The following is a 16,986-nucleotide window of genomic DNA, read 5'->3' on the forward strand; positions in this document are numbered from 1 at the left end:
CATCGGCGGCAATACCGTGCAGCGGCCGGGTGGCGACGCCGCGGTGGTGCGCGTCGAGGACGGTCCGAAGGGCCTTGCGATGACCTGCGATGTGACGCCGCGTTATTGCGAGGCCGATCCGTTCGAGGGCGGCAAGCAGGCAGTGGCGGAAGCCTATCGCAATCTCTCCGCGGTCGGAGCGACACCGCTCGCGATCACCGACAACCTGAATTTTGGCAATCCGGAGCGGCCCGAGATCATGGGCCAGTTTGTCGGCTGCGTGCGCGGCATCTCCGCGGCGTGCAAGGCGCTCGACTTCCCGGTCGTGTCCGGCAACGTGTCGCTCTACAACGAGACCAATGGCCGCGCGATCTTGCCGACGCCGACCATCGGCGGCGTTGGCGTCCTTTCCGACTTTACGAAGTCGGCGAGTCTTGCATTCAAGAGCGACGGCGACGCGATCGTGCTGATCGGCGCAACGGCGGGCTGGCTCGGCCAGTCGATCTATCTGCGTGAGATTTGCGGGCGCGAGGAGGGGGCGCCGCCGCCGGTCGATCTCGCGCTCGAACGGCGTCACGCCGAATTGGTGCGGAAGTTGATCGGCGAAGGGCGCGTGACCGCCGTGCACGATCTGTCCGATGGCGGTCTAGCCGTGGCGCTTGCCGAGATGGCCATGGCATCGGGACGGGGCGCGACGCTGGACAAGCCGGACGAGGTTCCGGCGCACGCCTTCTGGTTCGGTGAAGATCAGGCGCGCTATGTGGTCACGGTCCGGCCCGATCAGCTTGAGGCTGTGATCGAAGCCGCGGCCGTCGCCGGTGTTGCCGCAAGGCGGATCGGGACCGTCGGCGGCCAGGCGCTGACGCTTGGCGGCGAACCACCGGTCCCGGTAACCGATCTGACGCAGCGCTTCGAATCGTGGCTCCCGGCCTACATGGCCGGCGAGCTCTGATCCTACTGACTCAATTCTCCGGTCTGCAGCATTGCCTGGCGACAGCCGGGTGAGAGGGCGGCCGCATTATTGACAAGGCATTGCACCGCGCGGCCCTGACCGATCTGCACGCCCTTGCACAACACCTTGAAGTCGATGGTGCAGAAGCGGCGGATCAGAATGGCCTCGCCGAGCTTCGGCTGATGCGTGACCGGAGGCGGCGGAGCCGCCGTCACGGCGGCCGGAGCGGGCGCGGCGGCTGCCGGCGGAGCGGGGGGTGCAGCCTGCGGACGCGACGGCGCGGCAGCCTTGACCGGCTTGGCGGGCTTCTTGGCGGTCGGCGCGGTTGGCGCTGGCGTTGCAGGGGCTGAGGCGGACGGCGTGTGCGGCGCTGTCGGAGCCGTTGCCGCCGGCGCTGCAGCAGGCTCGGTCTTCGCCGGCGTGGCGGCCTTCGGCTCGGGCTTGGGTTCGGCCTTGGGCTCAGGCTTCGCAGCGGCCGGGGCCGAAATCACATTCAAGGCATTCTGACAGCCGCTCGACACCTTCGCCTTGTTCTGCATGAGGCATTCCAGCGCCTCGCGACCACCGGGCGTGACGCTCGAGCAATTGCGCATGAAATCGGACCGGCAGTTGCTGCGGAGGGCGTCCTGCTGCGCCTTGCTCGGCGTCTGTGCGTGAACCAGCGTTGACGCGAACAGCAGCGCGAAACCCGCCAGCATCGGACCATGCCAAGGTTTCATGTCTTCCGGACTCCATTGAAGCGCGGTCGCACGATGCGACCGCCGGAAAATTGATGATGCTAATGCGCGCCGCTTAACGCTTGGCCAATGCGGCCTTGCAGGTTTTCGTCAGCGAGCCGTGGTGGGACAACAGGCATTTCAGGACGCGGCTCTGGCCGAAGGCGACACCCTGGCAGAGCAAGGAATGATCTTCGCGGCAATTGCGATTGACCCAGCGCGCCTCCTGCGTCGGGCGCATCGCCGGCAGCTTCAGATCGGGGGCCGCGGATTCCTTGAGGCCCTCCGGCTGCGTGATCCGGTCGGTGGAGACAATACGGGGCGCACTGGCGGTACCAGCAGGCTCGCTCGGTTTCGCTTCGACGGCGACGCCCGAGGCCGGCGCGGCCACCGTCGCGGCTCTGGTCAGCGCCGCCTGACAGGGCGGGGTATGAACCGCAAAATTCGGCCGCAGGCATTGCACCGACTCGGCGCTGCCGGGAACGACGCCGGCACAGGTGGTCCGGATTTCAGCATGGCAGGCGGTGCGGACTTCCGGGAACGGAATGGCCGCGGTGCCGGGCGGGGGCGCCTTCTGCGTCGCCGGCTTCTGGGCGGGCGCGCTCGCCTTCTGCTGTTGTTGCTGGGCCGGAGGCTGGGTCCGGCGCACAGGGGCGGCCTGCTGCCTCGGCGGCTGGGCCGGGCGCGATTGCTGAGGCTGCGGCGCAGGCTGCGGCGCCTGCTGTTGTTGCTGGAAGAAGGGGAAAAACTGCGCCTCCGCTCTCGCGACGGTGAGTGACAGCGCAGCTGCGCAGATGACGCATGTCAGCAATTTGTTTCTGGACAGCACGTTCCGCATCCTTGTCCTGGGCCTCGTTCCTCGGGTCACAGAATAGACGTCCTCGCGGTTGGCGTCAGCCATGATGGCGTTCATGCCGGGATGTTTGTTACTCTCGGCAAATCACCATATTTCTATTCTATCCGCGCGGTCGACATGGCGTAAGCTGTCCGCCGCGAAATCGAGCCGCCGCGAAATCGAGGAGTTTGCCAAAATGCCGATGGATGCCGCCGAAATCGAGCGGCTGATCAAGGCCCATATCCCGGATGCCGAGGTTTCGATCCGCGACCTCGCCGGTGACGGGGATCATTACGCGGCGACGGTGCTTTCGGAGAGCTTCCGGGGCAAGTCGCGGGTTCAGCAGCACCAGCTGGTCTACCAGGCCCTGAAGGGGCAGATGGGCGGCGCGCTCCATGCGCTGGCGCTGCAGACGGGCGTACCAGAGCACTGACAAAGTCGGCCGGCGGCTGTTGCGGGCTCGGCCGCCCCACTATATTTGGAAAATCAGCCCGGCCGCGCATCCGTGCCGGCAACACGCTTCAAGGACCCGGATATCCCATGAGCATCAACCAGTTCATCGACAACGAGGTGAAGTCCAACGACGTGGTGCTCTTCATGAAGGGCACGCCGCAATTCCCGCAATGCGGGTTTTCCGGTCAGGTCGTGCAGATCCTCGATTACCTCCAGGTGCCCTACAAGGGTGTCAACGTGCTTGAATCCGGCGAATTGCGCGAAGGCATCAAGCAATATTCGCAATGGCCGACCATCCCGCAGCTCTACGTGAAGGGCGAGTTTGTCGGTGGCTGCGATATCGTGCGCGAGATGTTCCAGGCCGGCGAGCTGCAGAGCCTGATGCTCGAAAAGGGTCTCGCGGTTCAGGGCAAGGCGATCGCCTGACGCTTCCAGCGAGCCATTCCTTAATCAGGATTGCCGGAACGGCTCGCACGTCACCTTGCTTCCGGCGCGCTGATCGAAATCGAGCCTGCCGCCGGCCATCGGGATGGCGATCGGCTTCATTCCCTTGTGCAGAAATCGCTCAACGGTGATGGCGTTGTCGCGCGTCGAGCGCAGGCGCACCGGCTCGATGACCTTTTGCTTCTGCGCGCCGGCCGATTGGACAATAGAGAGGCCGTTCACCGTGCGGCCGAGGCCCAGTGTTTCGACATTGCGTTTCTGCAGCACCGATTGCGGAACGTAGATCTCCACCGCCGCATCCGCGCCCTGACACGCGAACACGCGGGTCATCGGCACGTCCAGAAAGACGCCACCGGCGGCTGCGGGAAGCGCCTGCATCGACAAGGCTGAGATGACAAAAGCTGCGCGGATCAGCTCACACTGCATTCGGCACCGGACGTCGTTCAATCGATCGGCCGCATGCTAAATGCGCGCGGCGGAACGCGCCACCTTGAGCGCCTTCACGCATGCGTGTGAGAAAAATGAAAAGGCCGCCCGTGAGGGCGGCCTTTGTTTCTTGCGATGAACGTGAAACGTCAGCGCGAATAGAATTCGACGACGAGATGCGGTTCCATCTGAACCGGGTAGGGCACCTCGGCGAGCGTCGGGATGCGCAGGAATTTCGCGGTCTTCTTGCCCTCGTCGACCTCGATATAGTCCGGAACGTCGCGCTCGGCGAGGGACTGGGCCTCGATCACCAGCGCCATTTCCTTGGACTTGTCCTTCACCTCGATGACGTCGCCGACCTTGACCTTGTAGCTCGGAATGTTGACCCGGCGGCCGTTCACCTTGATGTGGCCGTGGTTGACGAATTGCCGGGCCGCGAAGATCGTCGGCACGAACTTGGCGCGATAGACCACAGCGTCAAGGCGCCGCTCGAGGAGGCCGATCAGGTTCGCGCCGCTGTCGCCGCGCAGACGGATCGCCTCGGTATAGATCGCGCGGAATTGCTTCTCCGACACGTCGCCGTAATAGCCCTTGAGCTTCTGCTTGGCGCGCAGCTGCACGCCATAGTCGGACAGCTTGCCCTTGCGCCGCTGGCCATGCTGGCCGGGGCCATATTCACGCCGGTTGACCGGGCTCTTGGGCCGGCCCCAGACGTTCTCGCCCATACGGCGGTCGAGTTTGTACTTTGCTTCATTGCGCTTGGTCATCGCGTCCTCTTGAATTGACCGAAGTTGAGGAAACGCGCCCTCCTCTGTGCCGGGGAGGTCCCCGGAACCGACAGGTCCTTTCGGCCAAAGCGGATGGCCGGAACCACGGGTCGCGAAACGAGGAACGGGGGCCGTCAGGCCCCCGAACCGCGGCTGCCTTGTAGGGGGCGGTGCTCCCGAAGTCAATCAGAAACGGCTTGTTCCAACGCCGCACGAGACGAGGCCAGCAGCGCAAAGGCACCCGAAAGAACTGCCCGGTACATCTGATTGGCTCGTCTGCGTCGTCTGTGCGACGGTTCAGCATACCAACCGGAAGCTGACGAGGGCCTGTGCAAGCGGCGGGGGCGGCTCCCGGCCGGAGGTGAAGACGATGCGGCCCTGCGCCGGCGGGGCATCCGTTTGGCCGCGTCCGACCAGCTCGACCACGCGGCGCGCGATCGCGGCGGCTGGATCGATCAGGGAGATAGGCCAGGGCGCGAGCCGCGCGATCTGTGCATCGAGGAGAGGGTAATGCGTGCAGGCCAGCACCACGGTGTCGGTGCGCAGGCCGTCGCGCATGACGAAGCAGGGCGCGATCTCCTCGGCGATGTCGGCATCATGCACGACTTCACCGCGCAGATGATCCTCCGCCAGCACCGCGAGATAACGCGAGCCGACAAGGGTCACCTCGCAGCCCTGACCGAAATCGGCGATCAGTTTCTTGGTGTATTCACGGGCGACCGTCGCTTCGGTGCCGAGGACCGAAACGAGCCGGGTCTGCGACGCCGCGCAGGCCGGCTTGATCGCGGGAACGGTCCCGACAAAGGGCACCGTGAAGCGCGCGCGCAATTGTGCGAGAACGAGGGTCGAGGCGGTATTGCAGGCGATCACCACGATGTCCGGCTGGTGCGCGGCGATGAGCGATCCCATCAGGTCCACGACGCGCGCACTCAGTTCGTCTTCCGGCCGCCGGCCATAGGGAAAGCCGGCATCGTCCGCCACGTAGACGAAACGCGCATCCGGTCGCAGCGCCACGATCTCCCGGAAGACCGTAAGCCCACCGAGACCGGAATCGAACACAAGGATGGTTGGGACCCTGGACGTCAAGCACGCCTTCCCTGCAGTCAGGTCCCGACGCTGAGCGGTGCGCCCAGCTTGCGCAAGGCGGCGAGCACGGACAGCGCGACGATCCGGCCGGTCTTCGGATTGTCGGACGGCACGTTCTCGATCGACATGCGAAAGCGCGCGGAATCGGCTTCGACTTCGATATCGTGGCAGTTGCGCGTGACGGCGGGGTCCGCCCAGATATCGATCCGGGTTCGATCCGGACCGATCCCCGCGAGCGAGAGAGCGGCCGCCACGTTGACATTGGCCGGGAACCCGGCCGCGGCCTCGCGCGCCGATCCGGAAAACACGCGTTTGGCCTGCGTCAGCCCGTCGACCGAGATGTTGTTCTGCTCAAGATACGGCGCGCCCTTCAGCCCGGCTGGGGGTTTGCGCGTGGTCATTTGCACCGAGGTGATATTGCCCTCGGCCGCCGCGACGACCGCGTCGAGACCGAGCAGCGCTCCGGTCGGGACGATGATTTTTCCGCCTTTCTCCTTGGCGAGTTCCGGCAGATGCGGGCGCGGCAGGAGGGCGCCGCAACTCAGGACGACGACGGTTTTCCCGGCCTCCAGCATGGGCCGGCAAATGTCCTCGATGATGGCCGCCGGCGCACATTCGACGGCGATGTCGGCATGGGCCGGGAAATCCGACAGCGGAACGATCGGGCAGGTGATGCCTTCGGCATTGAGAAAGGCCTGCGCCTTGGCGCGGTCGCCGGCAGCGGCGCAGGCCAGTTTCAGCCCCGGCATGCCCGCATTCAGCTTGCGGGCGAGCATGCGCCCGATGGCGCCGAGCCCGGCAATGGCGACGCGAATGTCCGGCATCTGGTGTGGATCTCCCGTTCAGCTCGGGTGTTTACGTCCGCGCCACCCCGCCCACAAGCTTCGGCTTGACCCGGGCAAGGGGCATGGGCAAGTCTGCCGATAAAACAAGTCTGCCGATAAACAAGTCTGCCGATGAATCAGGGAGGACTGCATGCTCAAAAAAATCGTCTTGATGGCTGCCGCCGCGAGTCTTGCCTTCGCATCGGGCTCCGCATCGGCGCAGGACTATCCGTCACGTCCGATCACCATGATCATTCCGTTCGCGGCGGGTGGTCCGACGGACGTGCTGGGGCGGGTCCTCGCCGGCCGCATGAGCGAAATCCTCGGTCAGCAAGTGGTGGTTGAGAATGTCGGCGGCGCCGGCGGGCAGACCGGCTCCAAGCGGGTCGAGCAGGCCACACCCGACGGCTACACCATGGTTCTCGGCACCGTCGGCACCCACGCGCAGAGCCAGACGCTCGCAAAGAAGCCGCTCTACGATGCCGCGAACGATTTCACGCCGGTCGCGCTGATCGCGGAAGTGCCGATCGCGCTGATCGCGCGCAAGGATTTCCCGGCGAACAACCTCAAGGAGTTCATCGAATATTCCAGGGCCAACGCGAGCAAGATGACATACGGCTCGGCGGGCGCGGGATCGGCCACGCATCTCGGCTGCGTTGTCGCGAACATGGTGATGGGCACCGACATCACCCATGTCCCCTACAAGGGCACGGGTCCGGCGATGCAGGACCTGCAGGGCGGACGCATCGACTTCCTGTGCGAGATCATCTCGACCGCGAAGCCGCAGATCGATGGCGGGACCGTCAAGGCGATCGCGATCATGACCAAGGATCGATCGCCGGCGCTGCCGAACCTGGCGACCGCGGAAGAACAGGGCACCAAGGGCATGGAAGCCTATACCTGGAATGCGCTCTTCCTGCCGAAAGACACGCCGGCTCCGATCGTCAAGAAGCTCGCCGATGCCGCGAACCAGGCGATGGACACTCCGGCGGTGAAAGAGCGGCTCGCGACGCTTGGTGCGATGATCGTGACGCCCGACCGCCGCTCGCCGGAATATCTTGCCAAGTTCGTGAAAGAGGAAATCGCGAAGTGGAGTGAGCCGATCCTCAAGAGCGGCGCGCAGATGTAGCCCCGAGCGGGCGTAACGAATGGCGGCGGACGGTTCGTCCGCCGCAGTTGGGCCCGGTCCCGGTTGCGGGATCGGGCGAAGAATGGGAACCTTCGCACGCGACGTGCGGACGTTCGCAGACGCTGAGGCGAGGGGACATGAGTTCGGAACGGGTGCTCGTCGTTGAAGACGAGGTGTTGATCCGCATGCTTGCGGTCGACATGCTGCTCGATCTCGGACGCGAGGCGGACGAAGCGGGTACCGCTGCGGAAGCCCTGGAGCTGCTGCGTTCCGCAGACGAAGGTTACGCGCTGGTTCTTCTCGATCTTGGCCTGCCCGACAAGCGCGGCGACGATCTCGTCCGCGAGATCAGGCAGACGCACGCAGCCTTGCCGCTGATTGTTGCGAGCGGCGAGGATCAGGCCGAGGTGTCCGGGCGGCTCAAGGATTTCGGGCCCATCGGATTTCTGGGCAAGCCGTTCGATATCGATGGTCTGAAAGCGGCCATCGACAAGATGCTGCCGTGATCCGCTTCGTTCGCTAGGCGGCGAGAACGGCAACCACGACCATCGTCGCGCTCAGCAATGCGGCGGCGACGCACAGCGTCATCAGCTGCGCGGCGCGCTGGTCGAAGAGCGGTCGGGACAAAGGCAGCATAGCCGCTCCTTGCGGGTGCATTCGACAGATCGCCATGAATCGCGATTCTGCCTGCGGAGGGCGAGTCCTTTATCTGCGGACCGGCGCTTGACTCCCGCGACGCGACTCGGATGCGCAGCTGTGCATCCGCGCGGTAACCTCGCGGGTCACAGCTCTACCGCCGCGCATTCTCCGCGACCGTGAAGCCCAGCTCGCGCAGGCCTTCCTTGGCGTTCGGCGTCGCCTGACCCGAGATGCGCAAGGCAGGGCGTCCCAGCCGATTGGACCGGATCGCGCTCGCGGCGCTGGTCAGAGCGCGACTGGTGCCATCCGTCCACGACAGCGCATCGACCGGCCAGATGCCGACGACGGTGCCGTCGGCGGTCTGATTGAACGGAAACTCGGCGGCCGACACGAAGCTGACGATCGACCGGTTCTTGAGATGATAGTCCGCGACCATTTCGGTGTAGCGCCGGTTGAACACGGCGGCGTCACGGCGCTTGACGTTGACGGCGCGGCGCAGGAATTCGGCGCGTCCGGGGACCGGCACGACCTCGAGCGACGACACCATCGAGGTCATGTCGAGCGGGGTGTAGTTGCGATTCTGGAGGAGGGCGTCCGCGGTGCCGCGATCGAGCCCCATCGCCATCATTTTCTCGCGGTTCATATCCATGAGCTGCGCGGCGGTGCGATCGCGTAGCGAATCCTTGACCCGGCTCGATGTGCCGACATTCGACACCACGATGCCGACGGCGCCGGGGATCGCCATCATCGCGCCGGTCACCACGAGCCCGCCAGCTGCCGCTGCCTGCGACAGCTTCTGCAGGCGCGCCTGAAGCGGCTCGTAATCGGTATAGGGATCGACGCCGAGTTTCGCAGCGAGCTCACGCCGCTTCTGGTCGGCTCCGAAACCGCCGAACGCCTGGTCCTGCGACTTGCCGGCATTGTTGATGCCGGACCCGATCTGACCGATCTGGTTGCCGATGCCCGCGAAGGTATTGCCCAGCGCCTCGACCGGATTGACGAGGAGTTCGCCCGCGAACTTCACCGGCGCAAGCCCGGCCTGCGCGAGCGCGCTGTTGAATTCGTTCGACTCGGTGAGCTTGTCGAGTTCGGCGACGGCCGCGAGTTCGCGGATGCGCACCTGCATCATCGCGTCGCTGACCACGGTGAAATTGCCGTAAGGCGAACGCACGTTGTAGACGCGCAGGAAGCCGTCGCTGCGGACCGGATTGGTGATGGTGTAATTGGGGCCGACAGCCTTGATGCCCGGAATCTTGCCGGCATTGAACGAGGCCGGCGCTTCGGTTCCCGCTGCGTGTGCGCCGGACGACATCGAACCCGCCGCTGTCAGAACAGCAAGACCAAGACCCGCTGCAAGACACGCAGAATAACGCGCGCGCATAACCAACCCCCTCACTCTACAGGTAATCACCTGCCATTTGATCCGGAATGCCGGGCTGCTGCAAGGGTACCCGGATTGTGATTTACCCTGCGCTCGCGACGCCTGTCGCAGCGGCGATTTCCGCCTCGGACAGGCCCGCCTCGCGCAAGATCTCCGCGGTATGCTGCCCGAGATTGGGCGGCAGGCTGCGCACCGCGGGTTGTGATTCCGACCACGTGCCCGGCACATTCGTCATTCGCAGCCGGCCTTCGGTCGGATGATCGACGAAGCGGAAAAATCCGGTGTCCTTCAGATGCGGGTCATCGAACAGGCTTGCGATGTCGTGCAGCGGCGCGACCGGGATGTCGGCCGCATCGAGCGTCTTGACCCATTCGGCCGTGGTGCGCGTCTTCAGCGTGTCGGCGACGAAGGCATAGACCTCGTCGATATTGTCGGCGCGCCCGCCATGGGTGGAAAAGCGCGGGTCGGTGAGCAGGTCTTCGCGCCCGATCGCCTTGAAGAAATTCTTCCAGTGCGTGTCGGTGTAGACGAGTGCGCAGACATAGCCATCCTTGGTGGCGTAAGGCTTGCGGTGCGGCGACACCAGCCGCGGATAATATTGCGGCCCCTCGGGCGGATCGAAAGTCAGGCCGGAGAGGTGATCGCCGAGGAGATATTCGACGAACACCTCGAACATCGGGATTTCGATCGCCTGGCCCTGGCCTGTGCGCTCGCGATGAAACAAGGCGGCCGAGATCGCATTGGCGAGATAAAGCCCGGTGGTGCGGTCTGCGATGGCAATCGGCATGTAGCGCGGCTCGCCACCCCAGGCATCGGGCGCGATCGCGGCGATTCCCGACAGCCCCTGGATGAGATCGTCATAGGCGGGTTTTCCGGCATAGCGTCCGCCGGCGCCGAACCCGGTCGCACTCGCATAAATGACGCGGGGGTTGATCGCGCGGATGTCGTCATAGCCGAGCCCGAGGCGCGCCATGGCCGCGGGGCGGACATTGGTGACGAATACGTCGGCGGTTGTGGCGAGCGTGCGCAATGCATGCCGCGCGCCTTCCTGTTTCAGGTCGAGGGCGACCGAACGCTTGTTGCGATTGAGGTTGAGATAGATGTGCCCCATCGCCTTGTTCCGCATCGGGCCGACATGACGCATGATGTCGCCCGCGGGCGATTCCACCTTGATGACGTCGGCGCCGAAATCCGCAAGGATCTGCGTGGCGTAGGGGCCGAGAATGACGCTGGTCAGGTCGAGGATGCGAATACCGGACAACGGGCCGGTCGGGGGCGTGCGGTCGGTCATGCCGGAAGCTTTATCGCGCGCAGCGCGCGCCGTGCAACGGGGTCCTAGATGACCGCCTCGCGTACCGGCGCGCCGTGTGTCTGCGGGATCTTGTCGGCATAGGTCTTCACGAAATCCGACATCGGCGCATTGTGCCCGCCGGGCGGGTCCATGGCGTGGTCGGTGTATTCGCTCGCATGCGGGTCCGCATAGACGCGCTTGACGATCTTGCGATACTTGCGGACCAGCTTGATCCATTCGACGGCGACTTTGGTGAAGTCATAGGCCCGCCATGGATAGAAGATCAGCGGGTTGACGATCTTCATGCCGTGGCGGCGCTGGGTGCGGATCTTGCGCCGCACGAATCCGAATTGCAGGGGATGCACGCCCTCGATCCGCGAAGCGCCGGAGAACAGCGTGATCCCGTCGATCACCTTGGTCTTGTTGAGGCCGGTCGCGGCCGCGCGCCGCATGATGGTCTCGACATGCTCGTCGCTGTAATAGCGCGTCCATGCGCTGCGATAGACATCCTCCCAGGTCTCCTTCGACATGATCGGATGCGCGGTGCAGGCGTGTTCGAGATCGTATTTGTTGAGATCGGGATCCACCGGAATGCCCTTGACGTGGAGGTTCTTGTGATCCTCCGAACCCGGCAGCGGCGTCAGGTAGAAGAATTCGAGAATGTCGACCGGCAATTCCTTCTTGATGATCTCGATGTCGCGCGCGATCGAATCCGGCGTATCGGTCGGGAAGCCCAGAATGTAACCGGCGAAGGTCATCACCTTGGCCTTGCGCCAGGCGTGGAACATCTCCTGATATTCCCAGATCTTGTTTTGCCGCTTCTTGGCGCCGGCGAGCGATTGCGGATTGATGTTCTCAAGACCGATGAACACGGCGGTGCAGCCTGCGCGAGCCGCCTTCTCGATGAAGCCCGGAATCTTGTGGCAGAGCGTGTCCACCTGCAGGAGGAGGCGGATCTTGAACCCTTCCTGTTCGCGCAACTGGATCAACCGATCGAGGATCGGCTCCCAGTTGCGATTGCGGGCGTAATTGTCGTCGGTGATGAAGAACCGGGTGATGTTCTGCTTGGCATTGGCGCGCACGATGCCTTCGACGTCGTCGGCGGTGCGGTAGCGCGACTTGCGGCCCTGCACATTGATGATGGTGCAGAAGCTGCACTGGAACGGGCAGCCGCGGCCGGCGTCGAAACTCGCATAATGCCCGGCGACCCGCGTCACGACCTCGCGCGGCAGGATCGGGAAGGTCGCCGCTTCCATGCTGGGCGAGTCCTTCAGGTGATTGTAGATGCCCGTGGCCTGTCCGGACGCCATGTCACGCAGGAAGTCGGCCATGCGGCCTTCGGCCTCGCCGGCGTAAAGCACGACCCCCAGATCGAGCGCCTCGCGCAATTCCGGCGTGAGGTCGGGCAGCATGGAGATCACGCCGCTGACATGGAAGCCGCCGATGGCAACGCGGATGCCCTGCTTGCGGAATTGTCGCGCGAGGTCGAGCGCACGGGGATATTGATTTGACTGGACACCGACCAGCCCGACAAAGCCGCCGTCGGCGCCGCCGATATCGCGAACGATTCTTTTGACATCGACGACTGTGTTGCATTCGTCCATCGCCTCGATGTCGAGATCGACATCGTCCCCGAGCGTTCGCGCATCGGCGCATTCGCGCAAAAGGCCGTACACGCTCGCCAGACTGTTCGAGGGAATGGTGGAACGCCACCATTGGATGACATAGCCATCGGCGTCATAGTGAGACGGCTTGATCAGAACGATCCTGAACCGCCGTTTCGCCGCCGCCGCGATCGCGGAAGAAGCGGGCGCCACATTCATCGTGGCTGCATGGGTCGATGCCATGCGAGCCAGTGGACCTGCAATTTCAGGCCCGCGCAAGGCATAATTGTCGATAAATGACGCGGAAAGCCGGAACTCCGGTCAGAAGCCGGGGTGGAAAATATCGTCGAAATTCGTCCCGCTTTCGTCGTTCATCTCGGTCTGTATCTCGTTTTCGAGATTGATGCCTCCGGTATCGCGGCCGATATCGCCGACCCCCGGCAGGCCGCTCGGGCGCGGCGGCGCCACCATGTTGCGGTAGGTCTTCATCGCATTCTCGTCGCCGACAAAGGCGCATCGGCATGTCACCGGATCGGCATAGACATAGTAGCGCATGCCGTTTTTCCGGTGCGGTACGAACTTGAGCGGCGGAATCGAGCGCAGCCGCGCCATCTTCTCCGGTGTATTCGCCTCCCGCATCTTGAAGCCGGCGTCCTCCAGCTTCATGTCGCGGCCAAGGTTCGTTTGCGCTGCAACAGGCGCGATCAGAACAAGCCCGGCCACAAGACCGTAAATCGCGCTACGCAGCCTCATCGAATCGCTCCTTGCCGAAACCAGGCTTATGCGCCATCCGCCACCAGAGCCGCGCGCCAAACAGGATCAGCGCCAGACTCGAGATCGGCAGGAAACCGGTCATGCCGAGTACGACCGTCAGCGCCGGGGTGGCCCATACCGCAAGCATCAAGGCATAGTCGAGCGGCTCGTTGTCGGCACGGTCCATCAATTTGACGATCACCCAGCCGAACACCACCATATCGTAATTGAAGGCGTAGGGCGTGACCGTGAAGATCGCGGTCACGAACAGCGCCATCGACAGAGTTGGATCGCGCCGCCGCCAGAAGGTCCAGACCACCGCGGCGAGCGTGGCCGCCGCGATCACCGCCTGGACGGCGATACAGGCCGCCATCGGCAGCCCCGCGATCTTCGCATTCATGAACGGCGTCGGCATGTGCAGCATGAAATTCTGCACGCCCGAGAAGGTGTGGATGCGCTGGATCGGCAGCGCGTCGCGGACGTAAGTCGTCCAGACCTCCGCCCCGAATGCGATCGCGGTCGCGGCAACGAGCACCGCGATGGTCACGGCAGCGGACCCGATCACCCGCCAGCGCCCGGTGAGAAGCAACATCAGCGGGATCAGCAATCCGAGCTGCGGCTTGATGCTGAGCAATCCGAACAGGATGCCGGCGAGAACCGGCCGGCGATCCATTTGCGTCAGGGCGCCGATCAGCAGGACGGCGATCAGGAATCCGTTCTGGCCGCACCAGATGTTGACGGTTACAGCCGGCGCGATCACGAGGAGGACAAGATGCTCGGGTTTGCGCGAGCCGTCGCTCGCGACCGCCACGTAAAGGATCAGGCCGAGCACGCAATTGACGATATAGGCCGTCATGTAGGGCATCAGCCCAAGCGGCCAGGTGAGCAGCAGCAGATGCGGCGGGTAGGACCAGATATGGATCGGATAATTCGGTCCGAAATGCTCCGCCAGCAATCGCTGATAGGCGGTGTATTCGAAATACGGCGACGGGTCCCCGGACAGCGCGACCTTGGCGCCGAGCCATGCATTCACGAAGTCGCGGCCGATGACATAGCCGGCGGCATCGAAAGGCAACGGCGACTTGATGAGATAGCCGATTTCCAGCCCGGCAATCACAACGCCGAAGGCGAAGGCGAGCTTGAAGAACAAGTCCCGGTTTGCCTGCTGTGATGGCAGCGGCAGGGCCTGCAGCGACATGGGGCCGTCCCTGTGACTGTGAACACCGCGTTGGCAGGCGGATTATCGATTCCAGCGTTTTCGATTTGCTTAACCGCGATTTGCTTAACCCTATGAAAAATCCCGGCATTTGCCCCTGCCGATAAGCCGCGCCTTAACCTCCCTCTGCGATGGATGGCGCCGGGAGCCCGGTGTCCGATGTGCGCACGCCGGTGCCGATTTGGGACGGGCGTCAAAATGCACGGCAATGCAATGGCGGCAGGCGGCGGGGACGCGCTTGATCCTGCCTCCGATAGCGAACGGGATGCGGTCCGAAGGCTCGCGGAGCGATTGCCGCGGCCGGCGCGGTTCCTTGGCGTCGGCGGCCTCGGGCTGATCACCGATCTCGGCAGCTTCACGCTGGTCCTCAATCTCGGCATCCCCGGACTGATCGCACGGATCGTTTCGCTTGCGCTGGCGACGCTTGTGACGTGGCGCCTCAACCGCGCGCTGACCTTCGACCGCAGCGGACGCCGGCAGCATCGCGAGGCGGTGCGCTACGCCGCCGTCACGGCCGCGGCGCAGGGCACGAGCTACGCGATCTTCGCGATCCTCACCCTGACGCTGCTGTCGCGGCACCCGCAGGCCGCGATCGTTATCGGCGCCGCCTGCAGCGCGCTCATTTCCTACAACGGTCACCGGCTGTTCGCCTTCGCGCCGGTGATGCGGACCCACGATCGCAACATTCGCAGCGGCGAGCATTCATGACCCGAAACGTAGACGTTCTGGTGATCGGTGCAGGTCCCGCCGGTCTCACCGCCGCCTATTGCCTGACCAAGGAGATGCCATCGGTCCTCGTGATCGAGAAGGATCCGGTCTATGTCGGTGGCATCAGCCGGACCGTGCGCTACAAGGACTTCCTGTTCGACATCGGCGGCCACCGCTTCTTCTCCAAGGCGAAGGAAGTGGTCGACCTCTGGCGCGAAATCCTGCCCGACGATTTCATCGAGCGGCCGCGGCTGTCGCGCATCTATTACGGCGGCAAGTATTATTCCTATCCGCTGAGCGCCTTCGAGGCGTTGATCAATCTCGGCGTGATCCGCAGCGCCGCCTGCGTGCTGTCATACGGCTATGCGCGTATCAATCCGATCAAGGACCCGAAGACCTTCCATCAATGGGTCCGCAACCAGTTCGGCGAGAAGCTGTTCTCGATCTTCTTCAAGACCTACACCGAGAAGGTGTGGGGCATGTCGTGCGACGAGATTTCCGCCGATTGGGCGGCGCAGCGCATCAAGGGGCTCGATCTCGGCGTTGCGATCAAGAATGCGCTGATGCGCAGCCTGCCGGGGCGCAAGCCCGCAGGCGGCAAAGTGGTCAAGACCCTGATCGAGAGCTTCCAATATCCGCGCAAGGGTCCCGGCATGATGTGGGAGGCCGCGGCCCGCAAGATCCAGAAGCAGGGCGGGACGCTGCTCAAGGGCCGGGAGCTGAAGACACTGTCCTATGACGCGGGCCGTCGCCTCTGGACGGCGGAAGCGGTTCTGGCCGACGGCACGACCGAACGCTACACCGCCAGCCACGTCATCAGTTCGGCGCCCGTGCGCGAGCTTGTCGAAGCCCTGACACCACGGCCCATTTCACTCCTGCATGCGCGGGCGCTCCGCTATCGCGATTTTCTTACGGTCGCGCTGATGGTGCGCAAGGAAAACCTGTTCCCGGACAACTGGATCTATGTGCACGACCCGAAGGTTAAGGTCGGGCGGGTACAGAATTTCTCCTCCTGGTCGCCGGAAATGGTGCCGCCGGGGCTGAGCTGTCTCGGGCTCGAATATTTCTGCTTCGAGGGCGACCAGCTGTGGGATTCGAGCGATGCCGATCTCGTCGCGCTGGCAAAGCGCGAGATTGCGCAGATCGGACTTGTCGAAGAAAGCGACGTGGTCGATGCCTGCGTGGTGCGTCAGCCGAAAGCCTATCCGGTTTACGACGACGCCTATCGTCACAACATGGAGATGATCCGGCGCGATCTGGAAACGTCGTTCCCGACGCTGCATCTGATCGGCCGCAACGGCATGCACAAATACAACAACCAGGACCATGCCATGATGACGGCGATGCTCACCGCCCGGAACATCCTCGCGGGCGAGCGCCTCTATGACGTGTGGGACGTCAACGAGGATGCCGAATATCACGAGGCCGGCGTGTCGGGCGCGCAGGCGGCGCTGAGGAGCGAGCGTCTGGTGCCGCAGCGGTTGCGGGCGGCGTCGTAAAGCAAACTCTGTCATGCCTCGCGAAGGCGGGGCAACCAGGACGCCAATGCGCGTCTTGCGATCAGCACGGCGACGATCATCGCTGCGATGAAGCCGACCGGCAGCTTCACCACCGGGAAAATCAGGACGAGCAGAAGCGCTGTGCCGAGTGCGGCCATCTCGCCTGGCCGGGGACCGCTGACCTGCATCTCCCGGAACAGGAAGGCCATCGCGACCGCAAGTGTGACGACGTCGTACATGAAGAGATAGGGCGGGGCGAGCAGCACGCCGACGGCAAGCCCCGC

The 16,986-nt window shown here is 64.1% G+C and carries 18 protein-coding genes and 1 pseudogene; 7 read left to right on the top strand and 12 right to left on the bottom strand.

All coding sequences use genetic code 11. The annotated features are described in order from the left end of the window. Positions 1 to 931, top strand: a 931-nt coding sequence (locus VN004_RS01385) for an AIR synthase-related protein (protein ID WP_325606314.1), incomplete at its 5' end; no start/stop codon positions are given. A 2-nt stretch (positions 932 to 933) separates the two neighbouring features. Here the strand turns inward: VN004_RS01385 and VN004_RS01390 are convergent. Both VN004_RS01390 and VN004_RS01395 read right to left on the bottom strand, forming a co-directional pair. Then, positions 934 to 1,650, bottom strand: coding sequence for a cysteine rich repeat-containing protein (locus VN004_RS01390; RefSeq protein ID WP_325606315.1), 717 nt, complete (start codon positions 1,648 to 1,650; stop codon positions 934 to 936). A 73-nt stretch (positions 1,651 to 1,723) separates the two neighbouring features. Next, positions 1,724 to 2,476, bottom strand: coding sequence for a hypothetical protein (locus VN004_RS01395; RefSeq protein WP_325606316.1), 753 nt, complete (start codon positions 2,474 to 2,476; stop codon positions 1,724 to 1,726). Positions 2,477 to 2,678: 202 nt separating this feature from the next. On the opposite strand from VN004_RS01395, the gene VN004_RS01400 reads away from it, so the two are divergent. Further along, entirely contained in the window at positions 2,679 to 2,915 is a 237-nt protein-coding gene (locus VN004_RS01400) for a BolA family transcriptional regulator (RefSeq protein ID WP_325606331.1), read from the top strand. 107 nt (positions 2,916 to 3,022) lie between these two features. Beyond that, on the top strand, positions 3,023 to 3,361 hold the full coding sequence (gene grxD / locus VN004_RS01405; protein WP_325606317.1) for a Grx4 family monothiol glutaredoxin: 339 nt from the start codon (positions 3,023 to 3,025) through the stop codon (positions 3,359 to 3,361). Positions 3,362 to 3,385: 24 nt separating this feature from the next. On the opposite strand, the gene VN004_RS01410 is transcribed toward grxD, so the two are convergent. From VN004_RS01410 to VN004_RS01425, 4 genes are all read right to left on the bottom strand, one after another. Continuing rightward, positions 3,386 to 3,805, bottom strand: a complete 420-nt coding sequence (locus VN004_RS01410; protein WP_325606318.1) for a hypothetical protein — start codon at positions 3,803 to 3,805, stop codon at positions 3,386 to 3,388. 149 nt (positions 3,806 to 3,954) lie between these two features. After that, a complete protein-coding gene (gene rpsD / locus VN004_RS01415) occupies positions 3,955 to 4,572 on the bottom strand; it encodes a 30S ribosomal protein S4 (protein ID WP_325606319.1) in 618 nt (205 codons plus the stop codon). 297 nt (positions 4,573 to 4,869) lie between these two features. Continuing rightward, the gene (gene murI / locus VN004_RS01420) at positions 4,870 to 5,658 is read right to left on the bottom strand and encodes a glutamate racemase (protein WP_325606320.1); all 789 of its coding nucleotides are present in this window, start codon (positions 5,656 to 5,658) and stop codon (positions 4,870 to 4,872) included. A gap of 17 nt (positions 5,659 to 5,675) precedes the next feature. Beyond that, positions 5,676 to 6,482, bottom strand: a complete 807-nt coding sequence (locus VN004_RS01425; RefSeq protein ID WP_325606321.1) for an aspartate dehydrogenase — start codon at positions 6,480 to 6,482, stop codon at positions 5,676 to 5,678. Positions 6,483 to 6,633: 151 nt separating this feature from the next. Between VN004_RS01425 and VN004_RS01430 the strand changes: the two genes are divergently transcribed. Beyond that, positions 6,634 to 7,611 (top strand): Bug family tripartite tricarboxylate transporter substrate binding protein, encoded by a 978-nt coding sequence (locus VN004_RS01430; RefSeq protein ID WP_325606322.1) that lies wholly within the window; start codon positions 6,634 to 6,636, stop codon positions 7,609 to 7,611. A gap of 137 nt (positions 7,612 to 7,748) precedes the next feature. Then, a complete protein-coding gene (locus tag VN004_RS01435) occupies positions 7,749 to 8,117 on the top strand; it encodes a response regulator (protein ID WP_325606323.1) in 369 nt (122 codons plus the stop codon). Positions 8,118 to 8,401: 284 nt separating this feature from the next. Here the strand turns inward: VN004_RS01435 and VN004_RS01440 are convergent, their stop codons facing one another. The 5 genes from VN004_RS01440 to VN004_RS01460 form a co-directional block, all read right to left on the bottom strand. After that, the gene (locus VN004_RS01440) at positions 8,402 to 9,631 is read right to left on the bottom strand and encodes a hypothetical protein (protein ID WP_325606324.1); all 1,230 of its coding nucleotides are present in this window, start codon (positions 9,629 to 9,631) and stop codon (positions 8,402 to 8,404) included. An 82-nt stretch (positions 9,632 to 9,713) separates the two neighbouring features. Further along, positions 9,714 to 10,922 carry a CoA transferase gene (locus VN004_RS01445; protein ID WP_325606325.1) on the bottom strand — a complete coding sequence of 403 codons (1,209 nt, stop codon included), beginning with the start codon at positions 10,920 to 10,922 and terminating at the stop codon, positions 9,714 to 9,716. A gap of 44 nt (positions 10,923 to 10,966) precedes the next feature. Continuing rightward, a complete protein-coding gene (locus tag VN004_RS01450) occupies positions 10,967 to 12,769 on the bottom strand; it encodes a B12-binding domain-containing radical SAM protein (RefSeq protein ID WP_325606326.1) in 1,803 nt (600 codons plus the stop codon). A 78-nt stretch (positions 12,770 to 12,847) separates the two neighbouring features. Next, positions 12,848 to 13,279, bottom strand: a complete 432-nt coding sequence (locus tag VN004_RS01455) for a hypothetical protein (protein ID WP_325606327.1) — start codon at positions 13,277 to 13,279, stop codon at positions 12,848 to 12,850. Then, positions 13,266 to 14,477, bottom strand: a complete 1,212-nt coding sequence (locus VN004_RS01460; protein ID WP_325606328.1) for a glycosyltransferase family 87 protein — start codon at positions 14,475 to 14,477, stop codon at positions 13,266 to 13,268. The genes VN004_RS01455 and VN004_RS01460 overlap by 14 nt, the downstream gene beginning before the upstream one ends. 216 nt (positions 14,478 to 14,693) lie before the next feature. Here VN004_RS01460 and VN004_RS01465 point away from each other — a divergent pair, with 216 nt between their 5' ends. Together VN004_RS01465 and VN004_RS01470 are read left to right on the top strand one after the other, a co-directional pair. After that, positions 14,694 to 15,203: a GtrA family protein gene (locus tag VN004_RS01465; protein WP_325606329.1), complete on the top strand. Its 510-nt coding sequence runs from the start codon at positions 14,694 to 14,696 to the stop codon at positions 15,201 to 15,203. Next, a complete protein-coding gene (locus VN004_RS01470) occupies positions 15,200 to 16,702 on the top strand; it encodes an NAD(P)/FAD-dependent oxidoreductase (RefSeq protein ID WP_325606330.1) in 1,503 nt (500 codons plus the stop codon). The genes VN004_RS01465 and VN004_RS01470 overlap by 4 nt, the downstream gene beginning before the upstream one ends. Positions 16,703 to 16,713: 11 nt before the next feature. Here the strand turns inward: VN004_RS01470 and VN004_RS01475 are convergent. Continuing rightward, positions 16,714 to 16,986, bottom strand: a pseudogene (locus tag VN004_RS01475) (DUF2029 domain-containing protein); the annotation flags it as partial.

The organism is Pseudorhodoplanes sp. (genome assembly GCF_035565855.1).
Taxonomy (GTDB): domain Bacteria; phylum Pseudomonadota; class Alphaproteobacteria; order Rhizobiales; family Xanthobacteraceae; genus Pseudorhodoplanes.